The organism is Pinisolibacter aquiterrae (assembly GCF_019160155.1).
Classification (GTDB): domain Bacteria; phylum Pseudomonadota; class Alphaproteobacteria; order Rhizobiales; family Ancalomicrobiaceae; genus Pinisolibacter; species Pinisolibacter aquiterrae.
The window spans coordinates 22514-49210 of the sequence record NZ_JAFNIH010000014.1 but is presented as its reverse complement, the minus strand read 5'-3'; the positions used below and the strand labels follow the sequence as shown (position 1 = coordinate 49210).

Below are 26697 nucleotides of genomic sequence, written 5' to 3'. Positions count from 1 at the left end.
GGCGGTGTCTCTGAAACGGGGGGTCACGATTTCGGCGCCTCGTCCGCCGCTCGGGGCGCCTGGGCGGTGAGGCCGAGGCGGTCGAGAAGCGGTCCGAGATCGCCCAACTGGCGAATGTTGATGTCGCGCTGCGCGAAGGGGATCTCGATCCCCTTCTCCCTGAGCTCGGCGACGATGGCGAAGCGCAGATCGCTCTCCACGCCGAAGGCGTCGGTCACCGCGCCGACGGTGCAGATCAGCCGGAACTCCAGCGCGTCGGCGCCGAAATTGGTGAAGAACACCACCGGCACCGGGAACTTCAGCACCTTCTCGTGGGCCTCGGCGCAGGCGAGCAGGATCGCCTTCACCTGGGCCGGATCCGCGTCGTAGGCGACGCCGACGTTGACGACGCAGCGCCCGGTGAGATCCCGGTGCATCCAGTTCTTGACGTTGCCGGAGATCAGCGAGGAATTCGGCACGATCAGCGAGGCGCGATCGAAGGTCTCGATCTCGGTCGAACGCACGTTGATCTTGCGCACGAACCCCTTCTCCGAGCCCATCTCGACGAGATCGCCCGCCTTGATCGGCCGCTCGACCAGCAGAATGAGGCCGGAGACGAAGTTGTTGACGATCGACTGCAGGCCGAAACCGACGCCGACCGAGAGCGCGCCGGCGACGATCGCGAGGTTCTGCAGATCGAGCCCGACCACCGAGAAGGCGAGCGCCACCGAGACGATCGTCCCGACGTAGCCGAACGAGGTGCGGATCGAGTTCTTGAGACCGATGTCGAGCCGGGTGCGCGGCAGGAAGCGATGATCGAGCCACCCCTGGATGCCCCGCGTCACCGCGAGGCCGACCATCAGGAACACCAGCGCGCTCAGGATCGTCGACATCGAGAAGGTGAGCCCGCCCACCTTGATCCCGAAGAAGGCCCCCTTGGCGTCGGAGACCATGTCCTGCCCGTCGACCCCGAGCGGCGCCAGGATGAAGAGGCCCGCCGCCGCGATCAGAAGCAGTCGCACCAACCCCGACAGGACCACGCCGATCTGCTCGACCGTCTCGCGCGCCATGCCCATCGACCGGGTCATCACCAGACCGAAGCGGCTCTGCGCCCGGAAGGTCGCCAGGATGACCTCGTCGGCGAGGATCAACAGGATGTAGAGCGCCCCGAGCAGGAAGCCGATGTGGATCATCTGCTGGGTGACGAAGGAGGCGAGCGCCACGTAGCCGGTCGTCGCCGCCACCACCGCGCCGATCGCCAGGATCCAGCCGAGCGGCAGGATCCACCGCCACAGGCCCGAGCGTCCCTCGGCCGCCGCCTCGGCGATCTCCGCCGTCTCCTCGTCGCCCGCCATCGACCGCGCCGCCGAGCGCAGCGCCAGCATCACCAGGATCGCGTCGACGATCGCGAACAGGCCCGAGGCGAGGATCAGCGCCGCCACCGGCGCCGCCAGCACGTCGAGGAGCCGCAGGAACCACACGCCGACGCCGTGGACGATCGACAGCCCGACGAAGAGGCGCAGCAGCCGGACCGCGGTCTGGTCCCCGACCGGGGTGAGGCGCCACTGCGGCTTGCCCGGCGCCAGAATCGCGAGCGCGATGCCGTAGACCATCGCCGCCGAGGCGACGCCCGCCGCCAGCGCGGAAATGAAGAGTTCGACCCGCGCCGGATTGAGCTCGAACACGTCGAGCGCCCGGGCGATCCCGAACAGGCTCAGCACCGGCGCGGCGAAATTGACCAGAACGATGCCCGCCGCCTTCAGCGAGCGCACCAACATCGTCGGCTCGCCCGCGTCCGGATCGCGCTCCGTCAGGAGCGCCAACCGCCGCCGCGCCGTCCACAGGATCGTCAGAAAGACGAGGATCACCGAGCCGACCGCCGTCGCCGTCTCGAGGCCCCGCGACGCCAGGAGCGAGAACCAGTCGGCGAGCAGATAGACGAGGCCGGAGACCGTGCCCGGCATCGTCTGCGCCGCCTCGAGCCACAGCGAGGGATCGAGCACCGAGCGCGACCGCTCCACCATGTCCTTGGCGAAGCGCGAGCGCCGCTTCTCGGAGATCGCCTTGACGATCTCGTCGGCGCGCAGATTGAGGAATTGCGCCTGCTTGACCCGGCCCTGCGCCTCGGCGAGCAGCTTCTGCTGGTCGTCGCGCTCGGTCTTGACCGCCTCCGCCTCGACCGGCGCCGGCTCGTCGTCCTTGGCGGCGGGCGCCGGCCCGAGCTGCTTCAACCGCGCCTCGATCGCCGCGACCCGCGGGCTCTCGGCCTGATCGATCGCCTCGACGCCGGCGCGGATCGTATCGACGCGCGCCCGCAGCTCCGCCAGACGGCGGTCGCTCTGGCCGTCGCGGGTGAGCCCGCTGGCGATCTGCTCGATCTCGCCCTTCCAGCCGTCGAGCTTGGCCTGGATCTCGTCGGGCTTGGCCTTGACGACCGGCGCGGGCGCCGGCGGCACCGGCTGCGGCGCGCTCTGCGCCGGCGGAGCGGCAGCCGGCGCCACCGTCGCCGGACGCGTCGGCTGGACCGTCTCGCCGACGGCGGGCAGAACCGGGCCGGCGACCAGCATCGTCAGGAGAAGCGACAGGGAGAGCGCGCGAGCGCGGAGCGAGGTCACGAGAGTGCGTTTCCGTCGAAGGAGGAGAGAAGGCGAGAATCGGCGCGGACCGGCCTCGTCTGACCCGAGATTACGGCAAAAGCACAGCGAGGTCAGTCGCGAGACGAGCATGACGGCCACGGCGTCGCGTCGATCGAAAGGCGATTGTGCGCGCACGGCCGCGCACTTATCTTGCCGGCCATGTCCGCCGAACCGCTCTCGCCCCCGACCGCCCCGCCCGCCGGCGCCCCACCGCGACGCCGGGGCTGGCGCGCCGCCGGTTGGATCACCTGGGAAGCCCTCTATTGGGGCCTCCTGCGCAACGAGAGTTTCGCCCACGCCTCCAACATCGCCTTCTCGGTGCTGTTCTCGCTCTTCCCCTTCATGATCCTCGTCACCGGCATCGCCGGTTGGACGGCGAGCCAATGGGGGGTGGGCGAACTGACCGCCGCCGCCGAACAGGGCACCGGCGGCATCTTCGCGGTGCTGCCCGAGCAGGTCGCCGCGATCCTCAAACCCGAGATCACCGCCGTGCTCGAGACCTCGCAGGGCCGGGTCCTGACGGTCGGCGCGCTGTTGTTGGTGATCATCGTCACCGGCCTGGTCGAGAGCCTCAGGATGGGCCTCAACTACGCCTATCGCTCCTACGACACCCGTCACTTCCTGATCCGCCGGCTCGAAGGCACGTTCTTCATGCTGATCGCGGCGATCGTGATCCTCGGGCTCGGCTTTCTGGTGGTGGTGCTGCCGGTGCTGTGGGGGCTGCTCCTGCCGCATTTCCCGGACATCGCGCCGTGGTGGAGCTATTTCAACCGGATCCCGCTCGGCTTCTTCACCCTGGCGGTGTTCCTCTTCCTCTTCTCCGCCCATCTGTGGCTGCCGGCGCGTCACCAGAGCGTGGTCGGGGTGCTGCCCGGCGTGGTGCTGACGCTGACGCTGTGGTTCGTCGCCGGCCTCGTCTTCTCCTGGTACCTCTCCCACTTCTCCGGCTACGCCAAGACCTACGCCGGCCTCGGCGGCGCGGTCGCCTCGATGCTGTTCTTCTACATCGTCGGCCTGATCTTCCTGCTCGGCGCCGAGATCAACCACGCCATCGACCTGTGGCGCACGGGCACGCCGCCGGACCATTGAGGTGGGCCATGAGAGCCAGAGAGATCAATGTGCCATTTGTGTATACGAGCGTCATCGGCTTTGGCTTGTTCGGATTTGCGCTCGGCGCATCGATTTTTCAAAACGAAAATCTTGGAGAGTTCCATAGCGCCGCATCACAATGGCGTGACACGATAAGCATAATGGTAGCTATATTTGCTGCATTTATAGCATTCGCGAATTCAATACGACAAAATGCCATAACAATTCAAATGAATAAGGAGGAAATAGATAGAGAAAGATTTGCGGCGCGATCAACACTGGCGCTCACGCTTGGAGAAATATGTCATTATGCCGAAGAGTGCATTATATTCCTGCGAGAAATTGAGACCAACTCATATACGGAGGCATCAGTTCCATTAATTAATGCCAATACCATCGAATCTCTTGAGCAAAACATCAGATATGCGGATGATATATTTCGAGTAAAGATCGCCGAGCTCGCCAGTGATCTGCAAGTTCAATCAGGCAGACTCAAAGGGTCTGTAGCGAATCTCAGATCGATCGACCTCCACTACACAGATCGTATCAGCGATGCATTGGACATATACGTGCAAGCATCGAATCTCTTTAATTATGCAAGATTCGAAGATGAAAAGTATCCAACAGATATTGGATCAGCATTCTCGATAATGCGACGACATATCGTGCGAAGAGAAGAAGTCGAGCGGGCCATTTTGAGGCGACATGGCGGCGGAACGTCGAGCATACGAACGAACCACCGCCAGTCAGCAACTATTTAAATCAGTCTTTTCGCATCTCGGCCGAGGCCTCGAGCACGTCCTCGAAAGTGGTGAGGCCGGTGCGCGGGGCGGAGACCAGCACCGCCATGTTGCCGGGCTTGTGCTCGTTCTTCCACATCAGCGTGTGCGCCTTCGGAATGTCCTTCCACTCGAAGACTTCCGACATGCACGGCTCGACGCGGCGATCGAGCACGAACTTGTTGGCGGCCGCGGCCTGCTTCAGATGGGCGAAGTGCGAGCCCTGGATGCGCTTCTGATGCATCCAGACGTAGCGCGCGTCGAAGGTGATGTTGAAGCCGGAGGTGCCGGCGCAGAACACCACCATGCCGCCGCGCTTCACCACGAAGGTCGAGGTCGGGAAGGTCGATTCGCCCGGGTGCTCGAACACCATGTCGACGTTGTTGCCCTTGCCGGTGACGTCCCAGATCGCCTTGCCGAACTTGCGCACTTCCGAGAACCAGGTGTCGTATTCGGGGCTGCCGACCTTGGGCAGCTGGCCCCAGCACTTGAAGTCCTTGCGGTTGATGACGCCGCGCGCGCCGAGGCTCATGACGTAGTCGCGCTTGGTCTCGTCGGAGATGACGCCGATCGCATTGGCGCCCGCCGCCGCCGTCAGCTGGACGCCGAACACGCCGAGGCCGCCCGAGGCGCCCCAGATCAGCACGTTCTGCGACGGCTTCAGCTGATGCGGGTTGTGGCCGAACAGCATGCGATAGGCGGTCGCCAGCGTCAGCATGTAGGAGGCCGATTCCTCCCAGGTCAGATGCTGCGGACGCGGCAGGAGCTGGCGCGACTGCACCCGGCAGAACTGGGCGAAGGACCCGTCCGGCGTCTCGTAGCCCCAGATGCGCTGCGACGGCGAGAGCATCGGGTCGCCACCGTTGCACTCCTCGTCGTCGCCATCGTCCTGATTGCAGTGGATGACGACTTCGTCGCCGACCTTCCACGCCTTCACCTTGGAGCCGACCGCCCAGACGATGCCCGAGGCATCCGAGCCGGCGATGTGATAGGGCTGCTTGTGGACGTCGAACACCGAGATCGGCTTGCCGAGACCGGCCCACACGCCGTTGTAGTTGACGCCCGCCGCCATCACGAGCACCAGCACGTCGTGGCTGTCGAGTTCCCAGGTCGGCACCACCTCGAGCTGGAAGCTCTCCTCCGGCGGCCCGTGCCGGTCCTTGCGGATCACCCAGGCGTACATCTGCTTCGGCACGTGGCCGAGCGGCGGAATCTCGCCGATCTCGTAGAGATCCTTGACCGGACGGTCGTCGAGGGCGGCGGTGGCGACTTCATTCCCAGCCATGGTCTTCCTTCCCAACTGTCGGTCCGGGCGCAGGGGATCGAGGCTCGATCCCTGCCGCTTCCCGGCCGGTGTTCGTTGTCGCCGCCGGCCGAGCCTCCTCCGACTATGCCGCACTGCGATCGATGCCGCGCACTATCGACCCCCCTCACCCCGAATTTCCATAATACAAAGGATTGAAAAGACCGCATTCCCTCGATTTCGCGCCAGAACTTGCTGCGCTGCAAAATATCACGATCGCCGAACGTGCCCCCTCCCGACTGCGGAAACGCCGGCTCGAGGCCGTTTCCCGCGGCTTTCGGCCCGCTCCGCAGCGACCGGCGGCAAGACCCCTACCGCGGTCGCGAGACCGAATGTCGCAGTCCGACGTTCGTGTGGGATGACACGGGCTTGTGCGGCGCGATATTCAATCGATCAGAACGAGATCACAGTGGGATATCCGCGTCATGCCGCTCGCCACCCCCGACAAGCCCTGGCTCTTCCGCACCTATGCCGGTCATTCGACCGCCGAGGCCTCCAACCGCCTCTATCGCGGAAATCTGGCCAAGGGCCAGACCGGCCTGTCGGTGGCCTTCGATCTGCCGACCCAGACCGGCTACGACCCCGACCACGCGCTCTCGCGCGGCGAGGTCGGCAAGGTCGGCGTTCCCGTCTCCCATCTCGGCGACATGCGCGCCCTCTTCGACGGCATTCCGCTCGAGAAGATGAACACCTCGATGACGATCAACGCCACCGCGCCGTGGCTCTTGGCGCTCTATGTCGCCGCCGCCGACGAGCAGGGCGCCGACCGCAAGAAGCTCGCCGGCACCACCCAGAACGATCTCATCAAGGAATATCTCTCGCGCGGCACCTATGTCTTCCCGCCGGCGCCCTCGATGCGGCTCACCACCGACGTCATCGCCTGGACCTACACGGAGATGCCGAAGTGGAACCCGATGAACGTCTGCTCCTACCATCTGCAGGAAGCGGGCGCGACGCCGGTCCAGGAGCTCGCCTTCGCGCTGGCGACCGCGATCGCGGTGCTCGACAACGTGAAGAAGACCGGCGTGATTCCTCAGGCCGAATTCGGCGAGGCGGTCGGCCGGATCTCCTTCTTCGTCAACGCCGGCATGCGCTTCGTGACGGAAATCTGCAAGATGCGCGCCTTCGGCCGCCTCTGGGACGAGATCACCCGTGACCGCTACGGCGTCGCGGAGGAGAAGAACCGCCGCTTCCGTTACGGCGTTCAGGTCAATTCGCTCGGCCTCACCGAACCGCAGCCGGAGAACAACGTCTACCGCATCCTGATCGAGGCCCTCGCGGTGACGCTGTCGCGCGACGCCCGCGCCCGCGCCGTGCAGCTGCCGGCCTGGAACGAGGCGCTCGGCCTGCCGCGCCCGTGGGATCAGCAGTGGTCGCTCCGGATGCAGCAGATCCTCGCCTACGAGACCGACCTGCTCGAGTTCGCCGACATCTTCAATGGTTCCGCCGAGATCGAGGCCAAGGTCTCCGAGCTCGTCGCGGAGGCCAAGGGCGAGCTCGCCGCCATCGAGGCGATGGGCGGCGCCGTGGCGGCCGTCGAGTCCAGCTACATGAAGCAGAAGCTCGTCGAATCGAACACCCGCCGGCTCGAGGCGATCGAAGCCGGCACCTCGACCGTGGTCGGCGTCAACCGCTTCAAGGAGACCGAGCCGTCGCCGCTGACGACCGGCGAAGGCTCGATCCTGACCGTGCCGCCGGAAGTGGAACAGCACGCGATCGAGCGGATCGCGGCCTGGCGCGCGACCCGCGACGCGAGCGCCGTGGCGAAGGCCCTCGAGGCCGTGCGCGCCGCCGCCGCCGAGGGCCGCAACCTGATGGAACCCTCCATCGCCGCGGCACGAGCCGGCGTCACCACCGGCGAATGGGGCGAGACCCTGCGCTCGGTCTTCGGCGAATATCGCGCCCCGACCGGCGTCGGCCGCTCCGCCCGCGACGCCGGCGGCGATCTCACGCAAGTGCGCTCGGCCGTCGACGCCGTCTCCGCCAAGCTCGGCCGCCGCCTCAAGTTCCTGGTCGGCAAGCCCGGCCTCGACGGCCATTCGAACGGCGCCGAGCAGATCGCGGTGCGCGCCCGCGACTGCGGCATGGAAGTGGTCTACGAGGGCATCCGCCTGACCCCGGCGCAGATCGTCAATGCCGCCCTCGAGGAGGGCGTCCACGCGATCGGCCTGTCGATCCTGTCGGGCTCGCATCTGGCGCTGGTCGGCGACGTGATGGCGCGCATGAAGGCCGCCGGCCTCACCGACGTGCCGGTGGTCGTCGGCGGTATCATCCCGACCGAGGACGCCGAGCAACTCCTCGACATGGGCGTCGCCGCCGTCTACACGCCCAAGGACTTCCAGATCACCGACATCATGGCCGACCTCGTCCGCATCGTCGACGAGGGCGTGCGCTCCGCCGCCTGAGACCGAGCCTACGAAGGCTCGACCTGTTCGACGCTTCGCAGGTGAAGGCAAGCTCGAACGGGCGTCGGCCGGTCGGACGGTAACCACACGAAATTCCGACGAGTCGGAATTTCATGTGACGGGTATGAAACCAACGGCCATCGAAACGGACCGGCGGTCATCCGGACGTGACTTTCTCATGTCGGCGACGCGCATGAGAAAGTCACGTGGTTTCCAAGGCCCGATGCCTCGGCACCTTCGGCCTCTCGCATGAGCCGGCCGCGCGAGGTCGGCCGCGATCACACCGACCAGGCTTGTCCGCCACGAGCGCGTCGGACGGCCGGCGAGGTGAGGACCTTCGGGAAATGGGGACGACGAGGACGGGGGATCCGGGGCCGGCGCCTCGGCTCAGGCGTGCGGCGTGCGCGCCCGCTCGATGCGCCCGTTGAGGCCCTGCAGCTCGGCGATCCGGGTCTGGTTGGCCTCGTGGACGTCGGCGAGCAGGCGATCGAACTGCGCGAGGGCACGTTCCTCGAGGTTCGGCGCGCCGCTGTCGATGATCGCGATCAGCGCCTTCACCCCGTTCAGCGACACCTCGAATTCACGCAGTGCCACGATCACTTCGAGCCGCCGGCGATCCTCCCCGGAATAGATGCGGCGCGCGCCGGCGCGGGTCGGCGTGAGAAGTCCCGACTGCTCGTAGAATCTCAAGGTGCGCAGGGACACGCCGAGGTGCGACGACAGCTGACCGATCGTGAACGTGTCGTCCGCCGGCAGGTCGTCGAAATTCATCAGCGGGCGCAGAATTTCCGCCAGACGCTCGAGGGTTTCCGCCGATTTCGTCATCACCACCTCGGCCTGGAGGTCCAGCACTTCGGAAGAAAGTTCGTTCTCCGATCGCGTCCGAAACGGACTACACGAACTCGATCTCCCCCACGACACGATCGGATTGTGAGCTCAAAACGTTTTGGGAGCAAGCATATTGCCTCCGGGAATTTTCGGGGGGCGACCGCGCGGACACTCGTGAAAAATTTCGAAATGCACGCGCGGCGCGACCTTTCACCGCGTCCGACGGCCGATCACAACCGCCCCATGCGTCCCAGGCGAAAGTCCTCGACCGCCCGAATCAGATCCTCGTGCGTGTTCATCACGAAGGGGCCCATCGCGGCGATCGGCTCGGCGATCGGTTCGCCCGCCAGAAGCAGCAGGCGGCTTTCGGCGGCGACGCCGGTGACGACGACCTCGCCACCCGTCCGCGCGAAGAGCGCGACCGTCTCCGATGCCACCTGCCGGTCCTCGGCCGAGATGCGTCCGGTCAGCACCGCGACCATCGCGGTCCATCCCTCCGGCACCGGCCAGACGAGCTCGGCCCCGGCGGCGATCCGCGCCTCGGCGACGATCAGCTCCGTATGGGTCGCCGCCGGTCCGACGAGCTCACCGAGCGAGCCGGCGACCAGCCGCAGCGTCACGCCGGAGGACACGATTTCGGGAATGCGGTCGGAAGTGATCGCCTGATAGCGTGGCGGCGTCGCCTTGGACGCCTTCGGCAGATTGACCCACAGCTGCGCCATCGACACCGCCCCTCCGGCCTCGTCGATCGAGGCGCCCAGCATCTCCTCGTGAACGAGGCCGGCGCCGGCGGTCATCCATTGGACGTCGCCGGGACCGATGCGGTCGGCATGACCGGCGGAATCGCGATGCGCGACCTCGCCCGCATGGACGAGCGTCACCGTCTCGAACCCGCGATGGGGATGCGGTCCCACGCCACGCGGCGTCGCCGAAGGCGGGAACCGGCGCTCCGCCGCCCAGTCGAGCATCAGGAACGGGCTGATCGAAGCCGTGAAGGCCGCATCGGCGAAGAGCGGACGAACCAGAAATCCATTCCCCACCCAATGACGCTCGGGCGCGTGCAACACGGTCTCGATACGGCGCCGCATGGCGTCCACTCCTTTCGGTTTCGTCCGGGGGGAGATCCCACGGTCTCGCCGAAATGTGGGGCGCGGCGGTCTCTCGTCGAGGGCGCGAACGTCGAACGCTGCGTCCGACGCCCGCCGCTCAGGGTCGAAACAGGGGCGCCATCGGCGGCATCAGGATCCGCCCGAAGCGCGGCCGGCCGTGATCGACCACCAGATCGAGCCGCCGCCCGGGCAGGTCGGGATCGGTCGAGGTCTTGCCCAGCAGAACGAAACCGCCGAGTACGCTCGCCGTCTCCGGCCCCAGCGCGGCCGCCTGGGTCACCACCGCCTCGAGCCCCGTGGCGGCGAAACCGATCATCCCGTCGAGAAGCCCGTCGGGGCCGAGCGTCAGCGCGCCCTTGCCCGCCACCCGCACGCCGCCCACGGCGAAATCGGCGCGGATCGGTTCGATCCGCCCGCCCCGCGCGGCGAAGGCCCGCGCCGGATCGCCCGGGCCGAACGGCAAGACCTCCCGCAGCGTGGCCGCGAGCGAGAGATCCGAACGCGGCGGACCGATCCGCTTGCCCTCGACCGTCGCCACGCCCGAGGCGACGGAGACCGCGACGTCGACGTCGTTCGCGCCGGATCCGCGCCCGTGCGCCTCGAGATGTTCCGCCTGGAGCCGCGCGACGCCGGCTCCCGTCTCACGACGGGTCAGATCGAGCCCCTCGGCCGAAAGGGACAGACGCTCGATCCCCGCCGTCGACCAGCGCAGCGAGACCCGCAGCCCACGCCAGGTCGCGTCGACGCGCGTGCGCCCCGCCTCCTCAGCGACCAGCGGACCATCCGCCTCCGCCAGGACCAGCCGGGGATCCCAGATCTGCGCGACGATCCGCAGCGCCGCCACCGATCCGCCGACCCCACGCCCGGCGATCTCGAGGCCCGGATCGCGGCAGGTGATCTCGAGCCGGAAGGGGAATCCACCGACCGCCCGGTCCGGACAGACGATGCGAACGCCGTCACGCTCGAGCCGCGCCAATTGGTGATCGACCTCGGTGATCAGGCGTGAGCGCATCGTCGCCCACACCGCCGACCAGGCCGCGCACAGGACCGCCACGCCGAGAAGAACGACCCAGGGGCGGCGGAAGATCCCCCCACGACGTCTGCCGGCATCCTCGGATGGGACGGAGTTCATGGTCGATCTTCCTCGCGACGGTCCGAATCGTTACCCCCCGAGATAAGGCGACCGCGCCGTCGCTGTCGACCGCCCTCGATCGAGACCATCCGCGCGTGTTCAGCCGATCGCCCCGAAGAGCTCCGGTTCACGCCCGCTCGCCGTGAGATCGATCACCGCCCGCCGCCGTGCCGCAGCGGTCGTCGCCAGATGATGCGCCCAGATCTCGCCGGGCCGGCCGGATCGATCCGCCACCACCCGCGCGGCCGTCGGCCGCCCCGCCCGATCGCGCTCCACCGCGATCAACACCGCGTCGTCGAGCCCAATCCCGTCGAGGCCCGTGTCCTCGAACCCCGCGTCGTCGACGGCGATCGGGGAGAAGACATAGGCCCGCCCGGAGGCGCCGCGCCAGATCAGAAACCGCCCGTCGAGCGGCGAGACGGCCTCGCGTCCCCCGCGCCTCGCGACCGCCACACCTTGCGCACTCTCGAAACCCATCGGTTCCACCTCCCCTCGGGATATGGAACAAAGCTAGAACAAGAACAGGGGAAGCGCAAGCGTAAACCGGAACTTTTCAGGAACGCGGGGCGCGCTCCCACCACGCCTCGCCGCCCGGCGGAATCGGCGGCGGATTGGGCCTCGCCAGCGCCTCGGCGATCAGCGCGTCGCTCGAGGTCTCGATCAGCCGCTGCATCTCGAGGAAGGCCGCTTCCGGATCGAGCCCCGGCGGGATCGGTGGCAGAAATTCCATCACCAGCGTTCCGGGATGGCGCAGGAAGCCGTGGCGTGGCCAGAACAGGCCGGAATTGAGCGCCACCGGCACCATCGGCACGCCGAGATCGCGATAGAGATTGACCACGCCGTGCTTGTAGGCGCGCTCGGCGCCGGCCGGACGCCGGGTTCCCTCCGGATAGATGATCAACTGGCGCCCGCGCGCCACTTCGACCCGCGCCCGCTCCGAGAGCTTGACCAGCGCCGACCGCCCCGCCGTGCGATCGACCGGGATCTGTTCGGCCTTGGTGGCGTACCAGCCGAACAGCGGGATCGACAAGAGCTCCTTCTTGAGGACATAGGTCGGGTCGGCGAACAGGTCGAGCATCGACACGGTCTCGAAGGTCGACTGGTGCTTGGAGACGATCAGCGCCCCGCCCTCGGGGATGTTCTCGAGCCCCCGCAGTTCCACCTTCACCCCGCCGATCCATTCGAGCGCCCATCGGTTGGTCTTCGCCCACCGCTTGACGCCCCGTTTCAGCGCCCGGTTGGGCATCAGCTCGGTCGGCAACAGGACGAAGAGCCACACGAAGGTGTGGACGTAGAAGAAGACGTTGAAGGCGAGCGAGCGGAGAAACGTCATCGCGTGGAGATCCCGATCGGAGGAGCGGTTCAGCGCGCCGCGTCGCCTCCGACCCGCGCCACTCGGGTGGCCGTGATCTGCGGCGCCTGATGCGCGAACCGAGCGACGATATACTTGAGGTATTCGCCGAAGAGAAGTTTCGCGGTCGTCGGATGACGATACCAGGTCTCGAGATTGAGATCCGGCCTGCTCACCGGATAGGGCACCTTGCGCACCGACGGCAAGGCACGGTCGAGTTCGAGCAGCGAGCGCGGCATGTGATAGGCGCTGGTGACGACGATCAGGCTGGTGAAGCCGTGCTCCTTCACCCATTCCGCCGCCTCGGTGGCATTGCCGGCGGTGGAGAGCGCGGTGCGGCCGAGATCGACGCAACAGGCGAAGACGGTGCCGTCGCCCTCGGTCAGTTTGCGAATGTCGGCGGCGCTGGTCCTCGGATGAACCCCGGAGATGAGGAGCCGCCGCCCGCGCCCCTCGGCGAGGAGGTCGACCGCCTCCGCCACCCGGTCGCGCCCCCCCGTCAGCGCGATGATCGCGTCGGCGCGAGGATCGGCAGGAATCTCGGTGAGCGACACCGTCACCGCGAAGACGACGAAGCCGAGACCGAAGGCCGCCGCGAGACCGGCGAGCGCGTAGCCCACCGCGCGCGCCGAGCGGCGGAGGAACCGCCGCGGCGTCGCTCTCGTGCTGCCGGCCGCCGTTTCGGCCGCTCCGCGCGGCGCGCCGAGACCGGCCGACGTCTCGGGGGGTCGAATCTCCATGGCCGCCAAGATATCAGAATTCGCCGTCGCGACGTCGATGACACGCATGGCCGCCCCTCACTCGAGACGCTTCAGATGACCGAGAACGGTCGCGCGCGACGTGATGCCGGTCAGCGCCGTCACCAGCGCGACGATCGCGATCACCCCGAAGAACCCGCTCCAGCCGATCGAAAACCCGCCGAACAGGGCCTGCGCCTGATCGCCGAGCGGATCCCCCCGGCCGCTCCGCAGGAGCAGATCGCCGAGCCCGAACAGCGCCAGCGCCGCCGCCCCGCCGACCGATCCGCCCTCGAGCCCGAGCACCACGAAATGACGCCGGAACTCGCGGGCGATGAACGGATCCTCGGCGCCGACGAAATGCAGAACCTCGATCACGTCGCGATTGCCGGCCATCGCCGCCCGGGTCGCGAAGACGATCGACAGCACCATCGCCGCCAGCACCAGAACCACCACTCCGACCCCGACCAGCACCACGCCTCCGGCCATGGTGCGCAGGCGCGCCGCCCAGACCGCGTGGTCGTCGAGCATCGCCCCTTCCACCTCCTGCGCCAGTTTGGCGCGCAGACCGGAGAGATCGGCGCTGGCCGGATCCTCGAGCTCGACCACCACCAGCCGCGGCACCGGCAGCGACGAGAGATCGAGCCCTTGCCCGAGCCACGGCTCGAGCAGGGCCGTGCTCTCGCGCTCGTCGACCAGCCGCGCCGAGCGCACGCCGGACGTCTCGCGGGCGAGCGACAGCGCGCGGGCGAGACGCATCTCCATGCCGGTCGTGCCGATCGGCTTGATCTGGATCGTCGCCTCGCGGCTGATGTCGACCTGCCAGTCGTGCGCCGCCTCGCGCACCACCGAAAGGGCACCGACCGCGAGGCAGGCGAGGAAGCACATGATCGCCACCACCGAGACCAGGGCCCGGCCGGCGACCGTCTGCGGCGGCACGATCGCCCGGCCCGCCTCGCCGCCGCGAGCCCTGCGCCGAACCTGCGCCGCCGCGCGCACCACTCGCTTCGCCGCCTCGACCCGAGGCGCCGTGCGGTCCGATGGGCGTCGCTTCTTCTCCCCGCCTGTCGCCATGCGCCTCACTCGTAGATCTCGATCCGCCGCTCGGCGAGCACGATGCGTCGCGCATCGAACTGCTCCATCAAGGCGAGATCATGGGTGGCGATCAGCACCGAGGTGCCCAGGCGATTGAGTTCGACGAAGAGGCGCAGCAGCCGCTTGGCGAGCGGCGGATCGACGTTGCCGGTGGGCTCGTCGGCGAGCAGGATCTCCGGCCGGGTGATCAGGGCGCGGGCGATCGCCGCCCGCTGCTTCTCGCCGCCCGACAACACCGGCGGCATCGCGTGCATGCGCTCGCCGAGACCGACCCAGTCGAGGAGGTCGACCACGTCGGCGCGGTAGCTCGCCTCCTCTTGGCCCGCGACCCGGAGCGGCAGCGCCACGTTCTCGTAGGTGGTCAGATGGTCGAGCAGGCGGAAATCCTGGAACACCACGCCGATCCGCCGGCGCAGCGCCGGCAACTCGCCGCGGCCGACCCGCGCCGTGTCCCGGCCGAACACCCGGATCAGCCCGCGCGTCGGCTTCAGCGACAGGAACAGCAGGCGGATCAGACTGGTCTTGCCGGCGCCCGACGGCCCGGTCAGGAACTGGAACGAGCGCGGCGCGATGTCGAAGGTCAGATCGCTCAAGACCTCCGGTCCCATTCCGTATCGCAGACCCACGTTCTCGAATTCGATCACGACCCTCGGCTCCCTCGCGCGGATGCTCCGCCCTCTCCCCGCGTCCGCCGCATCCTGCACCCGGCCGCGTTGACAGTTCGTTAACCATGCCGCGAGACGACCCCGCCTCCGGCCCCGATCCTGCGCGGCGCGGTTTACGCGCCGTTCAGACGGAAGCGACGATGATGGGGGATCGAGGCGCCGGCGAGACCATGCGAACGACCTGTCCCCGTTGCGACACCGCTTATACGATCCCGGACGACCGTATCGGTCCCAAGGGGCGCAAGGTCCGCTGCACCCGCTGCGGCGAGCAATGGCGCGTGACCGCGACCGACCTCGATCCGGTCGAGGCCTTCCGCGCCGAAGCGGCCGACCCCACCGCCGACGTCTTCGCCTCCGCCGAGATCCCGTCGCCCGCCGCCCCGGCCGCCGACGCGATCGACCCTTTCGACGCCCTCGCCGCGGAGGCCGAGCCGGAGGCGGCGACCGCCGCCGAGGGCCCAAAGCCGTTCGCGGACGATCTCACCGAGCCGACCCGGGAGGCCGAGGCCGCGCCGCCCGCCTTCGAGCGTCCGGTGGAAGGCCCGCCGAAGCCGAACGCCCGCCCGCACCACCGCCGTGGACCGCATCTACCGCATCTGAAGATGCCGCGGATGCCGGCTGCGGTGACCCGGCTCGCGCCCTTCGTCGGCCCGGCCGTGTTCCTCGTCTCCTGCCTGATCTTCGCCGGCCTCGTGGTGTTCCGCGCCTCGGTCGTCGCCCAGGTCCCCGCGCTCGCCGGTTTCTACCGGCTGGTCGGCCTCGACGTGAACCTGCGCGGCCTCGACTTCGGCCCGATCGAGACGCTGCGCGAGATGGACAACGGCCAGCCGGTGCTGGTGGTCGAGGGCTCGCTCGCCAACACGTCCGGCACCGCGCGTCACGTCCCGGCGCTGCGCTTCGCGCTGCGTGACGCCGACGCGCAGGAACTCTATGCTTGGTCGGTGGACCCGCGCGCCACCGTGATCGCCGCCGGCGATCGTCTGCGCTTCAGGACGCGTCTGGTGGCGCCGCCCGAACGCGCCGCCGATCTTCAGGTGCGTTTCGCCGAGCGCCGCAATCGACAGGCCGGCCTGCCATGAACGAGCATCGCATCGACGTCCTCTTCACCGCCGAGGCGATCGCCGCGCGGATCGCAGGACTCGCCACCGAGATCCGCGAGGCCGGCTTTCGCGAGAACGTCCTGGTCGTCGCGGTGCTGAAGGGCGGCTTCGTCTTCGCCGCCGACCTCATCCGCGCCCTCCACGGCGCCGGGGTCTCGCCGGAAGTCGACTTCATGTCGCTGTCGAGCTATCGCGACGGCACCGCGTCGAGCGGCACCGTCACCGTCCTGCGCGACCTCGAGACCGACGTCGCCGGCCGCAACGTGCTGATCGTCGACGACATTCTGGAATCCGGCCGCACCCTCGCCTATGCCGTGCGGCTGCTCGAGGAACGCGGCGCGGCGCGTGTGGCGCTCGCGGTCCTGCTCGACAAACCCGGTCACCGCGTCGCGGCGATCGAGGGCGACTTCGTCGGCTTCACCTGCCCCGATCTCTTCGTGGTCGGCTTCGGCATGGACATGGGCCACGCCTATCGCGAGTTGCCCTACATCGGCCACGTCGTGGCTGCGAAATGATCGAACTTTCGGCCGATCGTCGCTGATTCGCGGGAATTTCTCTCGTGACGCGAGGCGATCGGGACGACACTCGGGACGCGACGATTCGCGGGAGGGAGAACCGCCATGGCTCGTATTCTACTGGCCGAAGACGACGATTCGGTGCGTGCCTTCGTCAGCCGCGCGCTCGAACTGGACGGCCACTCGGTGCTCGCCGTCGAGGACGGCGCGATCGCGCTGGAGACGCTGGGCGACGACCCCGACGGGTTCGATCTCCTGGTCTCCGACATCAAGATGCCGGTGATGGACGGGATCGCGCTCGCCCTCAACGTCGCGCGCGACAAGCCCGACCTGCCGATCCTCCTGATGACCGGCTATGCCGACCAGCGCGAGCGCGCCCACGGCCTCGATCAGATCGTCCGCGACGTCGTCTCCAAGCCCTTCACCCTCGCCGACATCCGCCGCATCGTCACCGCGACGCTCGCCGGCCACGCCGAGCCGACCCGTCTCGCCGGCTGACGCGGGGCGACCGCCCCGGGCCCGCCGACGCCGGCGGCCACCCCGGACGGCGCCCCTCGGAAAGGGTTCAATCGACCTCGAGCAGGCGATCGAGATAGTCACGCTCCTCGCGCGGCCGTTCCGGCTCGCCGAGCCGGCGGCGAATGTCGTCGAGGATCCGCCGCGCCCGTTCCACGTCGATCGTCTCGGGGATCCCGACGCGTCCGCCGTCGGCGTTGCGCGACCGGCGCGGGCGACCGAGCGGATCGGTCTCGCCGTCCTCGCCCGCACGTCCATCCGCCCCCGAACCTCCCGGCCCCTGCCCCCGGGCCTCGGCCATGGCGCGCGCGCCGCGCCGCAGGCCGTCGAGGGCGCGGCCCTGCGCGTCGACCGCCGAACCGCTCTCGCCCCGGTCGATCGCCCGTCCCGCCTCGTCCATCGCCCGGCCGGCCTCGCCGAGCGGCCCATCCTCGCCGCCCGCCTCCTCGCCGCCGGGTTCCTCGCCGAGCGAGCGGCGCAGACGCCGCAATTGATCGCGCAGCGCGTTCTGCTCGTTCCTCAGACGCTCCCGCTCGCCGGCATCGGCGCCGTCGCGATCGGCCCGGTGGGTGCGGTCCATGAGATCGCGCTGACGGCGGATCATGTCGCCGAGCGCCCGGTCCGCCGCCCGCTCCCCGGCCTGTCCCTCGCCCGGTCGCGCGCCGCGCAACTGGTCGAGCGTGTCGCCGAGTTCGGCGAGGAGCCTCTCCGCCGCCGCGCGCGAGCCGGTCCGGCCGAGATCCTCGATCCGGTCGAGCATGCGCGACAGATCCTTGCGATCGACCCGCCGCGCCGCCCCTTCCGCCCGGTCGCGGGCGCCGGGATCGCGCCGCGCCGCCTCGGTCATCGCCTGGAGCCAACGATCCATCGCCTGCCGCAATTCGCGGGTCAGCCGGGCGATCTCCTCCTCCGAGGCGCCCGAGCGCAAGGCCTCCGCCAGCGCCTCCCGCGCCGCCTGGAGCGCCTTCTCCTCGTCGAGCGTATCGCCGGCGTCGATCGTCACCGCCGCCGTCCACAGATCCTCGATCAGCGCCCGCATCGCCGCGTCGTCGCGCGCCCGCGTCGCCTGGAGCGCCAGATGGCGCAGCCCGAGATGCCGCCCGGCCCCGCCGCCGAAACGCTCCGGCGCCAGCGTCAGCGCGTCGAGCGCGATCATCACCGCGCCGACCTCGCCCGCGTCGAGCGCCAGCCGTCGCCGCAGTTCCACCAGCGCCCGCGCCAGCGGATCGCGGAACGGCCGCTCCGGTAGCCGGATCGTCACGGCCTCGCCGCGCCCCTCCTGCCCGCTCCCGTCGAGCGCCACCGGCGTGAGATCGACCAGCGCGCCGGCGAAGGGATGGGCGGTCAGATCGCGCACCGTCTCGGCCCGGCCGACGTGACGCGTCCCCGCCGGCAACACCAGCGGCAGGCTCGGTGGCTCGTAGAGCGCCCGCCCGTGGCCGCGCGGCGCGATGCGCGCCTCCGCCGAGACCACGCCCCAGTCGTCGTCGATGCCGTAGACGAGACGCAACCCGCCGCGCCCACGCACCGTCGGCGCCTCGGCGAGCGAGATCGTCGGCGGCCGGTCCGCCAGCACGGCGATCCGCCGCCGCAACACCTCGCGCCCGTCGTGGCGCAGCACGATCTCGCCGTCGCCGGTGACGATCCGGCGTGCCTCGCCGGCCGGGGTCGCGGCCTCGCCCGGGATCTCCGCCGTCAGGGCGGCCGCCGGCGTCGCCGTGATCTCCATCGGTCGCGCCACCCGGCCCTCGCCTCCGGCCGTCGCGCGGGTCACCAGACGGCTCCCCGCCGGCACCTTCGATTCGGTTCCGTCCTCGACCGCCGCGCCGTCGACCATCAGGCTCCTCGGCCCGAGGCCGGTGACGGTGGGCGGATCGATCCAGACGTCGAGACGGTCGCTCGGCCGCGAGCTCTCCACGGCGGCGAAGGCCCCGGCGAGCCGCGCCACGTGATCGCCCGAAGCGGCGAACCAGCCGACGAAGAGCGCCAGCCCCAGCGCGGGGCGCAAGGCGAAACGATCGAGGCGCGGCCAATCCGGATGCGGCAGACCCGCCGTGAGCGGCCCGATCCGCCCCTCGAGGCGGCGCCGATGGGCGAGCCACAGAGCCCGCGTCGCCGGCCCGGTGCCGCCGCCTTCCGCGAGACTGTCCTCGAGCCCGGTCAACTCGCGCCGCGCGAGTCCCGAGGCGCGCTCGACCCGCCCGAGCGCCGCCGTCCGCGACGCCGCCGCCGGCCACCCGGCGGCGATCCGCAGCCCGGCCCGCACGCTCGCGGCAGCGACCAGCACCGCCGCGCTCCAGAAGGCCACCGGCCCGACCAGCCCCGGCAGGGCATCGCGCAGGCCGAGCCACGCCGCCGCGACGATCGCCCCGGCGAGCCACAGCGGCACCATCGCCTGACGCCAAACCAGTTCCCACAGGGCGGCCGCGCGGGCGCGCGCCACCGCCCGCCCGATCCGATGATCGAGCGAGGGATCCCTCGGCGGGTCTCGATCGGCGCTGGTCATGGCCTGATCCCGTCTCGTCCGGTCACCGCGACCGGCCCGCCGTCACTCTCCCACGCGGCGCGGCCGCCGACAACGACCCGCGCGCGGCGACGGCTCGGCGATCACAGCAGGAAGTCGAGCACGAAGGACTTCTTCTCGGCCGGCTTGGCCGCCGGGGGCGGCGTGGTCGGGCCGATCGGAATGCCGACCGGCCGCGCCGTCTCCGCCGGCTTGGCGAGATTCGGCAGCTCCGGCTCGGCCTTGCGGCCGCACCCCGAGAGCGCGAACGCCGTCACGAGCACGAGCGCGGGGGCGAGGAGACGCGAAGGCGAGGACGAGACGGTCATGGCAACCTTCCGGGTGGGAGGGCGGACGTCGGAGGAAACGGTCAATCCCGCTCCGCGATCGGCTTTTCCTTGGCGAGACGCGCCTGCCAGCGCTTGGCCTGGGAGCGCACGTTCTTCGGCGCGGTGCCGCCGTAGCTGACCCGGCTCCCCACCGACCTCGAGACGGAGAGGACCGAATAGACCTCCTCGGTGATCCCGGCGTGAACGCTCTGCATCTCCGCGAGCGTCACCTTGTCGAGCGTCGTGTCGCGATCGGCGGCGATCGCCACGATCCGCCCGGTGACGTGATGCGCCTCGCGGAAGGGGATGCCGAGCTCGCGCACCAGCCAGTCGGCGAGATCGGTCGCGGTCGAAAAGCCGGAGCCGGCCGCCCGGCGCAGGATCACGGCCTCCGGCTCGAGATCGCGCATCATGCCGGTGGTCGCCGCGAGCGCCAGCGACAGGCTCTCGAGCCCGTCGAAGATCTGCTCCTTGTCCTCCTGCATGTCCTTCTGATAGGTCAACGGCAGACCCTTCATCACCATCAGGAGCGCGTTGAACGAGCCGGCGATGCGCCCGGTCTTGGCCCGCACCAGCTCGGCCGCGTCCGGATTGCGCTTCTGCGGCATGATCGACGAGCCGGTGGTGAACTTGTCGGAGAGCTTGACGAAACGGAACTGGGCCGAGGTCCAGATCACGATCTCTTCCGCCAGACGCGACAGATGCATCGCCGCGATCGACGCCGCCGCCAGAGCCTCCAGCGCGTAGTCGCGATCGGCGACCGAATCCATCGAATTGGCCGTCGGCCGGTCGAAGCCGAGCGCCTGCGCCGTCATCGCCCGGTCGATCGGGAAGGAGGTGCCGGCGAGCGCCGCCGCGCCGAGCGGACATTCGTTGAGACGCGCGCGCGCGTCCTTGAAACGCGCCCGGTCGCGCGCCCACATCTCCACGTGAGCGAGGAGGTGATGGCCGAAGGTGACCGGCTGCGCCGACTGGAGATGGGTGAAGCCCGGCATCACCACGCCGGCATGTTCCGCCGCCTTGGCGACGGTGACGCTCATCAGATCGTGAAATTGTGAGTCGAGGTGATCGAGCGTATCGCGTACCCAGAGTTTGACGTCGAGCGCGACCTGATCGTTGCGCGAGCGGGCGGTGTGGAGGCGTCCGGCCGCCGCGCCGATCTTCTCGGCCAGCTTCGCCTCGATGTTCATGTGGATGTCCTCGAGCCCACGCTCGAAGACGAAGGTGCCCGCCTCGATCTCGGCGGCGATCTCGTCGAGACCGGCGTGGATGGCGTCGCGGTCGGCGCCGGTGATGATGCCCGTCTCGGCCAGCATGGCGGAATGGGCCTTTGAGCCGGCGATGTCCTGACGCCAGAGCTTCTGGTCGAAGCCGATGGAAGCGTTGATCTCTTCCATGATGGCGTCGGGGCCGGTGGCGAAACGGCCGCCCCACATGCGATTGGACATGACGTACCTTCCTCGACGAGACGAGTTCGAGACCCGGAGACCACGATGAGCCATGAGCCCCCGCACCCCGACCGACCGACCGACGCCGCCCCCGCGCCGCGTGCGACATGGCGGCTCGGACTGGTGGCGATCGCGCTCGGCGCGGCGATCGGCATCGCCGGGATATACGGGATCGGCGCCCTCGGTGGCAACGACGATGCGGGTGGAAAATGCGCCGCCGCGCCGGCCGCCGCCGCCCGTCTCGCCCCGCTCGCCACCGGCGACCTCGCCGGCCTCGCCTTCGCCTCCACCCCGCGCGATCTCTCCGGCCTCACCTTCGCCGGCGCCGACGGCGCGAAGACCACGCTCGCCGACTGGAAGGGCCGCGTCGTCCTGCTCAATCTCTGGGCCACCTGGTGCCCGCCCTGCCGCGCCGAGATGCCCTCGCTCGACCGCCTTCAGGCCGGGCTCGGCTCGAAGGATTTCGAGGTGGTGACGGTCAATCTCGACACCCGCGACCCCGAGCGTCCGAAGAGCTTCCTCGCCGAGATCGGCGTCGCCGCCCTCACCCACCGCACCGACGCGACCATGGGGATCTTCAAGGCCTTGCAGAAGCTGGGGCTCGCGCGTGGCCTGCCGACGACGATCCTGGTCGATCGCTCCGGTTGTGAGGTCGCGACCCTCGCCGGCCCCGCCCATTGGGACGGCACCGCCGCCAAGGCCCTGCTCGCCGCCGCCGTGAAGCCCTGACCCGCCGAAGACGAAGACGCCGCGATCGTGGGATCGCGGCGCGAAGGCTCGGGGCGAAATCGAAGGCTACGGCTCAGGCGTAATAGTCGAGCATCGTGCCGGAGGTCTTGGTGCCGGCGGTCCAGGTGTCGCTGAACATCATCGCCGCGGCGGCGCCGACGCCGCTCATGACGGAGAAACTGTACATTCCGGCGTCGAGCAGGCCGGCGGGGTTCTCGCCCATGCCGTTCTTCTTGGCCTGATTGGCCGCCATGGTCTGCACCCGGGCGAGACTGCCGTAGCCCTGAGTGCGCATCGCCGCGGTCTCGGCGGCCCGCTTGGCGGAGGCCTTCGGCGATCCGTCGGAAAAGACGGTCCCCGTGCTCTGCAGAGCAGCCAGACCACTGCTGATCGGCATCAGGGCCATCGCTACACCTCGTGGCGCCCGGGACGGGCGGCGAATTCGGGCGGGGGCACTCGGAACCGTCGAACCCCGCGCCACGACACTAGGCGCGGCGGGTAAAGGAAGTGTTGCGCTTCAACCGCACCGACGAATTCCTTTCGAATGCCCGCCCGCCTCAGCGAATGCCGAAGCGGCGATAGGCGTCGAACACCGCGATCTCGCTCTCCGCCCGCCGGCGACGCCGCTCGGCCGCCGAGGACACCGGATCCGCCGCGTCCTGCGTCGCGTCGACGCCCCGGCCCTGCCGGTCCGGATCGGTCTCGCGCGCCCGCGGCGCGAGGAACATGTCGATGAAGCTCATGGCGCTCACCCGTCTCTCGAGGCCCCGAGGGGCGACGGGATCACGATGCCGCACGCGCTTGCATGATGAAAACAAATTGATACCATATCAGTCATTCGAAAAGGAGATCGCTCATGGCCGACCTCGACATCGAACTCCTGCGCACCTTCGTCGCCCTCGCCGAGACCGAGAGCTTCACTCAGACCGGCGAAGCGCTCGGCGCGACCCAGTCGACGGTGTCGGTTCGCCTGAAGAAGCTCGAGGAGCGTCTCGGCCGCCGCCTCTTCGAGCGCACGCCTCGCGCGGTGGCGGTGACGCCCTTCGGCGAGACCTTCCTGTTCGACGCCCGCCGCATTCTCGCCCTGCACGACGACGCTCTCGCCCGCGCCGTCCGCGTCGCGCCGCAACGCCGGATAACGCTCGGGGTCAGCGAGCATGCGACCGGCGGCCGCCTGACCGAGATCTTCGAGACCCTGCGCGGCGCCGTTCCCGGCCTTTCGGTCTCGGTGACGCTGGGCCTCTCCGAGGACCTGCTCGACGATTTCGAGGCCGGGCGCTGCGACGCCGTGGTGATCCGCCGCACCCGTCGGCCCGAGGGACAGGATCGCGGCGGACGCGTCCTGTTCCACGACGATCTCGTCTGGGCCCAATCGCCGATCCTGCCCTGGCGCCCCGGCGAGCCGATCCCGCTCGCGGCGATCGCCCGTCCCTGCCGCGTCCACGAACTGGCGCACGACGCCCTGGAGAATGCCGGCCTCGCCTTCGTCACCGCCTTCGTCAGCCGCGATCTCGCCGCGGTTCAGGCGGCCGTCGCCGCCGGCCTCGGCATCGGCTGCATGGGCCGGTCGGCGGTGCCGGCGAGCGCCGTCGTGCTGGGGCCGGAGGCCGGCCTGCCGGACCTGCCGCCGAGCGAGATCGTGCTCTTCGCCGGGCGTGATCCCACGCTCGCGCCGCTCTTCGAGCGCATCGCCGCGGCGTTCCGGCGCATTCCCGCCGCCACCGCCCACCCCCGTCGCGAACCCGCCTGATCAACCCGCGAGACCACCGCGCTCCGTCACGAAACGGGCGATCGTCTCGAGCCCGTCGCCGGTCTTCATGTTGGCGAAGACGAAGGGGCGCTTGCCCCGCATCCGCTCCGCGTCGCGCGCCATCACCGCGAGATCGGCGCCGACGAGCGGCGCGAGATCGGTCTTGTTGATGACGAGAAGATCGGACCGGGTGATGCCCGGGCCGCCCTTGGAGGGGATCTTCTCGCCCGCCGCCACGTCGATCACGTAGATCGTCAGATCGGCCAGTTCCGGCGAGAAGGTCGCGGCGAGATTGTCGCCGCCCGATTCGATCAGGATCAGGTCGAGATCGGGAAAGCGCCCGCGCATCTCCGCGACCGCCGCCAGATTGATCGAGGCGTCCTCGCGGATCGCCGTGTGCGGACAGCCGCCCGTCTCAACCCCCATGATCCGGTCCGGCTCGAGCGCGCCCGAGCGCACCAGATAATCGGCGTCCCAGCGGGTGTAGATGTCGTTGGTGATCGCCGCCAGATCGAGCGTGCCACGCAGGCGCTTGCACAGGGCGTCCATCAGCGCCGTCTTGCCGGAACCGACCGGCCCGCCGACGCCGACGCGCAGAGGACCGTTGGGGGATTTGGAGACGGATGCGGTCATGAACGGAACAACCTCGTGTACTGGGTTTCGTGGCGCATCGAGGCGACGTCGGCGAGGAACGCCGCGCCGCCGACCGCGTCGAGATCGGCCTCCATCGCCGCCGCCGCGATCTCGCGCACGATCGGCGTCAGCGAGCGCAACACGCGCAGGCCCTCGCTCTGGCCGAGCGGCACCGCCCGCACTCCGGCCGAGATCACGTTGGCGGCGAAGGCCTGGACGAAGGCCGGCGTGACGTCGACCGAAGCGAGCCCATGCGCCGCCGCCGCCACCCCGACCGCGACCGCATGGGTCCACGGCACCGCCGACCACGCCGGCGGCGCGAACCGCGACGCCAGCGCCGCGACGAGAGCCTCGAAAGTGGGATGAGACCACGTGTCGGCGATCGCCCGCACGAAGGCCGCCCCTTGCGCCGTCGCCTCGAGCCGCCGTTCCTTGGAGGGTTGCAGAGCCGCCGCCAGTTCGATCACCTCGGCGAGACGCTCGACGTCGCCGTCGCGCGCCGCCCGATGCGTCTGCGCCAAGAGGATCGCGTCGCTGCGCCCCGCGCCATGGGTCAACACGTCGGCGAGCCAGGCGCGCAGGCTCTCGCCGTCGCCGACGTCGCCCGCCTCGATCGCCCATTCGAGCCCGTGGCTGTAGGTGAAGCCGCCGACCGGAAAGGCCGGCGACAACCACACCTGAAGCGTCAACAGATCGGCGACGGAATCGCCGGACGGCGCCTCTCCCATCCCCGTCTCACCCACGCCGGGGCTCGTGATCATGGTCGTGATCGTGCCCATGGTCGTGGTCGTGGTCGTGGTCGTGGTCGTGGTCGTGGTCGTGGTCGTGAGTGTGGCCGTGGTGGGTGTGCCCGTGTCCATGGTCGTGATCATGACCGCAGTCCGGTCCGCAGTCGGGCCCGTGGACGTGCGGCGCGCGCTCCGCCCGCCGCTTGGCGCGACGCGCCAGCGCCGCCGCCAGCGCCGGATCCTCGACGTCGTGAGCATGATCGGCCGGACCGTGATCGTGGCCCATGGTGGCGCCGTGGCCATAGGCGCCGCCTTCCGGGTCGAACGGCGCCTCGACGAAGCCGATCGTCGCCCCGCCCATCTTCTTGACCATCTCCACCAGCACATAGTCGTCGCGGATCCTGAGCGCCCCCGGCAGGATCTGCGTCGGCGTGTGGCGATTGCCGAGATGCCAGGCGAGCCGCGTGAAGGCGAGCGGATCGGCCACCCGGAACTCCACCAGCTTCTCCGGCGCCGAGACGATCGCGACCAACCGCCCGTCCTCGAGCTCGAAGGCGTCGCCGTTCGCCAGCGCCGGGGTCTCGGCGAGATCGACCAGGAACTCGACCCCCTTCTCCCCCATCACCACGCCGCGCCGCCGCCGCCGCTCGTCGAAATCGAGCACGACCCGGTCGCGCGCGAGCGCGGACGAATAGGAACCGGCGGGAACGATGGTGGTGGCTCGAATCATGGATGACGCCTCGAACGTGCTGTGTCCGCCCCCTCGCCGGGCCGGACCGAGGGGGGACATTCGCCCCGAACGGCGGCGAGGGCAAGGCCACCGACGGCGCCCGATCCCTCGACCCTCGCCGGTGGCGCGCTCGGCGTCGCGCCGTCCGAGATTAAAATCGATTGAAAATGATACCGAACGTTAATTTCGCTTTGCTCGAATGTCGATCGAACCGGAGATCGACCGATGGCGAAGTCGTTGCGCATGATAACCTTTGCCGTCGTCGGCCTGATGGCCGCCGGCAACATGACGACCATCGCGATCTCCACCTTCGCCTCGCGCGCCAACGATGCGCGCATCACCGAGGTGACGGACGAGAACCGCACCCTCGAGACGAGGATCGCGCCGCTCGGCGGCCTGATCAAGGACATCGAGATCGACGTCGTCCAGGTCCAACAGTTCCTTCAGGACTACGCCGCCACCCGCGCCGAGGACGGGCTCGACGACGGCCTGAACGAGGCCGCGAAGGCCGCCGCCGCCTTCGCCACCCATGTCGCCGATGCCGGCGCGATCGCCCGCTAGCTCGGTCGGCGCGATCTCGCGACCGCCCTCGACGAGACCGCCGCCGC

At 69.4% G+C, this 26697-nt stretch carries 26 protein-coding genes and 1 pseudogene; 9 read left to right on the top strand and 18 right to left on the bottom strand.

Going from position 1 to position 26697, the window contains the following annotated elements; translation table 11 throughout:
• Positions 1–23: 23 nt before the first annotated feature.
• Entirely contained in the window at positions 24–2594 is a 2571-nt protein-coding gene (locus tag J3S89_RS02810) for a DUF3772 domain-containing protein (protein WP_217925957.1), read from the bottom strand.
• A gap of 180 nt (positions 2595–2774) precedes the next feature.
• Here J3S89_RS02810 and J3S89_RS02805 point away from each other — a divergent pair, with 180 nt between their 5' ends.
• The gene (locus J3S89_RS02805; protein ID WP_230489046.1) at positions 2775–3704 is read left to right on the top strand and encodes a YihY/virulence factor BrkB family protein; all 930 of its coding nucleotides are present in this window, start codon (positions 2775–2777) and stop codon (positions 3702–3704) included.
• An 8-nt stretch (positions 3705–3712) separates the two neighbouring features.
• Positions 3713–4465, top strand: coding sequence for a hypothetical protein (locus J3S89_RS02800; protein WP_217925955.1), 753 nt, complete (start codon positions 3713–3715; stop codon positions 4463–4465).
• A gap of 1 nt (position 4466) precedes the next feature.
• Here J3S89_RS02800 and ccrA read toward each other — a convergent pair whose 3' ends face one another.
• Positions 4467–5768 (bottom strand): crotonyl-CoA carboxylase/reductase, encoded by a 1302-nt coding sequence (gene ccrA / locus J3S89_RS02795; protein WP_217925954.1) that lies wholly within the window; start codon positions 5766–5768, stop codon positions 4467–4469.
• A gap of 443 nt (positions 5769–6211) precedes the next feature.
• Here ccrA and J3S89_RS02790 point away from each other — a divergent pair, with 443 nt between their 5' ends.
• A complete protein-coding gene (locus J3S89_RS02790) occupies positions 6212–8191 on the top strand; it encodes a protein meaA (protein ID WP_217925953.1) in 1980 nt (659 codons plus the stop codon).
• Between the two features lie 387 nt (positions 8192–8578).
• On the opposite strand, the gene J3S89_RS02785 is transcribed toward J3S89_RS02790, so the two are convergent.
• The 8 genes from J3S89_RS02785 to ftsE form a co-directional block, all read right to left on the bottom strand.
• Positions 8579–9016, bottom strand: coding sequence for a MerR family transcriptional regulator (locus tag J3S89_RS02785; protein ID WP_217925952.1), 438 nt, complete (start codon positions 9014–9016; stop codon positions 8579–8581).
• A 233-nt stretch (positions 9017–9249) separates the two neighbouring features.
• Positions 9250–10107, bottom strand: a complete 858-nt coding sequence (locus J3S89_RS02780; protein WP_217925951.1) for a pirin family protein — start codon at positions 10105–10107, stop codon at positions 9250–9252.
• Between the two features lie 118 nt (positions 10108–10225).
• On the bottom strand, positions 10226–11260 hold the full coding sequence (locus J3S89_RS02775; RefSeq protein WP_217925950.1) for a DUF2125 domain-containing protein: 1035 nt from the start codon (positions 11258–11260) through the stop codon (positions 10226–10228).
• Positions 11261–11359: 99 nt separating this feature from the next.
• Complete coding sequence (locus J3S89_RS02770; protein ID WP_217925949.1) at positions 11360–11737, bottom strand: hypothetical protein; 378 nt, start codon at positions 11735–11737, stop codon at positions 11360–11362.
• Positions 11738–11813: 76 nt separating this feature from the next.
• Positions 11814–12593, bottom strand: coding sequence for a lysophospholipid acyltransferase family protein (locus J3S89_RS02765; protein ID WP_217925948.1), 780 nt, complete (start codon positions 12591–12593; stop codon positions 11814–11816).
• A 29-nt stretch (positions 12594–12622) separates the two neighbouring features.
• Positions 12623–13351 carry a YdcF family protein gene (locus J3S89_RS02760; RefSeq protein ID WP_217925947.1) on the bottom strand — a complete coding sequence of 243 codons (729 nt, stop codon included), beginning with the start codon at positions 13349–13351 and terminating at the stop codon, positions 12623–12625.
• A 57-nt stretch (positions 13352–13408) separates the two neighbouring features.
• A complete protein-coding gene (locus J3S89_RS02755; RefSeq protein ID WP_217925946.1) occupies positions 13409–14422 on the bottom strand; it encodes a cell division protein FtsX in 1014 nt (337 codons plus the stop codon).
• Between the two features lie 5 nt (positions 14423–14427).
• Positions 14428–15087 carry a cell division ATP-binding protein FtsE gene (ftsE, locus tag J3S89_RS02750; protein ID WP_217925945.1) on the bottom strand — a complete coding sequence of 220 codons (660 nt, stop codon included), beginning with the start codon at positions 15085–15087 and terminating at the stop codon, positions 14428–14430.
• 86 nt (positions 15088–15173) lie between these two features.
• Here ftsE and J3S89_RS23010 point away from each other — a divergent pair, with 86 nt between their 5' ends.
• The 3 genes and pseudogenes from J3S89_RS23010 (at position 15174) to J3S89_RS02740 (ending at position 17221) form a co-directional block, all read left to right on the top strand.
• Positions 15174–16187, top strand: coding sequence for a zinc-ribbon domain-containing protein (locus J3S89_RS23010; protein ID WP_338019789.1), 1014 nt, complete (start codon positions 15174–15176; stop codon positions 16185–16187).
• Positions 16178–16723: pseudogene (hpt, locus tag J3S89_RS02745) on the top strand (hypoxanthine phosphoribosyltransferase); the annotation flags it as partial. The gene J3S89_RS23010 and the pseudogene hpt, both read left to right, overlap by 10 nt.
• Positions 16724–16828: 105 nt before the next feature.
• Entirely contained in the window at positions 16829–17221 is a 393-nt protein-coding gene (locus J3S89_RS02740) for a response regulator (protein ID WP_217925943.1), read from the top strand.
• 67 nt (positions 17222–17288) lie between these two features.
• On the opposite strand, the gene J3S89_RS02735 is transcribed toward J3S89_RS02740, so the two are convergent.
• From J3S89_RS02735 to argH, 3 genes are all read right to left on the bottom strand, one after another.
• Positions 17289–19745, bottom strand: a complete 2457-nt coding sequence (locus tag J3S89_RS02735) for a TIGR02302 family protein (protein WP_217925942.1) — start codon at positions 19743–19745, stop codon at positions 17289–17291.
• A gap of 101 nt (positions 19746–19846) precedes the next feature.
• Positions 19847–20071, bottom strand: a complete 225-nt coding sequence (locus J3S89_RS02730) for a lipoprotein (RefSeq protein ID WP_217925941.1) — start codon at positions 20069–20071, stop codon at positions 19847–19849.
• Between the two features lie 41 nt (positions 20072–20112).
• Entirely contained in the window at positions 20113–21519 is a 1407-nt protein-coding gene (gene argH, locus J3S89_RS02725) for an argininosuccinate lyase (protein ID WP_217925940.1), read from the bottom strand.
• Between the two features lie 45 nt (positions 21520–21564).
• Between argH and tlpA the strand changes: the two genes are divergently transcribed.
• Complete coding sequence (gene tlpA, locus J3S89_RS02720) at positions 21565–22248, top strand: thiol:disulfide interchange protein TlpA (protein ID WP_217925939.1); 684 nt, start codon at positions 21565–21567, stop codon at positions 22246–22248.
• A gap of 73 nt (positions 22249–22321) precedes the next feature.
• Here tlpA and J3S89_RS02715 read toward each other — a convergent pair whose 3' ends face one another.
• Positions 22322–22654, bottom strand: a complete 333-nt coding sequence (locus J3S89_RS02715; protein WP_217925938.1) for a hypothetical protein — start codon at positions 22652–22654, stop codon at positions 22322–22324.
• 151 nt (positions 22655–22805) lie between these two features.
• Positions 22806–22991 (bottom strand): hypothetical protein, encoded by a 186-nt coding sequence (locus J3S89_RS02710; protein ID WP_217925937.1) that lies wholly within the window; start codon positions 22989–22991, stop codon positions 22806–22808.
• A 113-nt stretch (positions 22992–23104) separates the two neighbouring features.
• Here J3S89_RS02710 and J3S89_RS02705 point away from each other — a divergent pair, with 113 nt between their 5' ends.
• Positions 23105–23998: a LysR family transcriptional regulator gene (locus tag J3S89_RS02705; RefSeq protein WP_217925936.1), complete on the top strand. Its 894-nt coding sequence runs from the start codon at positions 23105–23107 to the stop codon at positions 23996–23998.
• On the opposite strand, the gene ureG is transcribed toward J3S89_RS02705, so the two are convergent.
• From ureG to J3S89_RS02690, 3 genes are read right to left on the bottom strand one after another with little or no spacing between them, the layout of a single operon-like run.
• Complete coding sequence (ureG, locus tag J3S89_RS02700; RefSeq protein WP_217925935.1) at positions 23999–24631, bottom strand: urease accessory protein UreG; 633 nt, start codon at positions 24629–24631, stop codon at positions 23999–24001.
• Positions 24628–25392 carry an urease accessory protein UreF gene (locus J3S89_RS02695; RefSeq protein ID WP_230489040.1) on the bottom strand — a complete coding sequence of 255 codons (765 nt, stop codon included), beginning with the start codon at positions 25390–25392 and terminating at the stop codon, positions 24628–24630. The genes ureG and J3S89_RS02695 overlap by 4 nt, the downstream gene beginning before the upstream one ends.
• Complete coding sequence (locus tag J3S89_RS02690; protein ID WP_217925934.1) at positions 25367–26089, bottom strand: urease accessory protein UreE; 723 nt, start codon at positions 26087–26089, stop codon at positions 25367–25369. Before J3S89_RS02690 ends, J3S89_RS02695 begins: the two co-directional genes overlap by 26 nt.
• A 243-nt stretch (positions 26090–26332) precedes the next feature.
• Between J3S89_RS02690 and J3S89_RS02685 the strand changes: the two genes are divergently transcribed.
• On the top strand, positions 26333–26650 hold the full coding sequence (locus J3S89_RS02685) for a hypothetical protein (RefSeq protein ID WP_217925933.1): 318 nt from the start codon (positions 26333–26335) through the stop codon (positions 26648–26650).
• Positions 26651–26697: the final 47 nt, after the last annotated feature.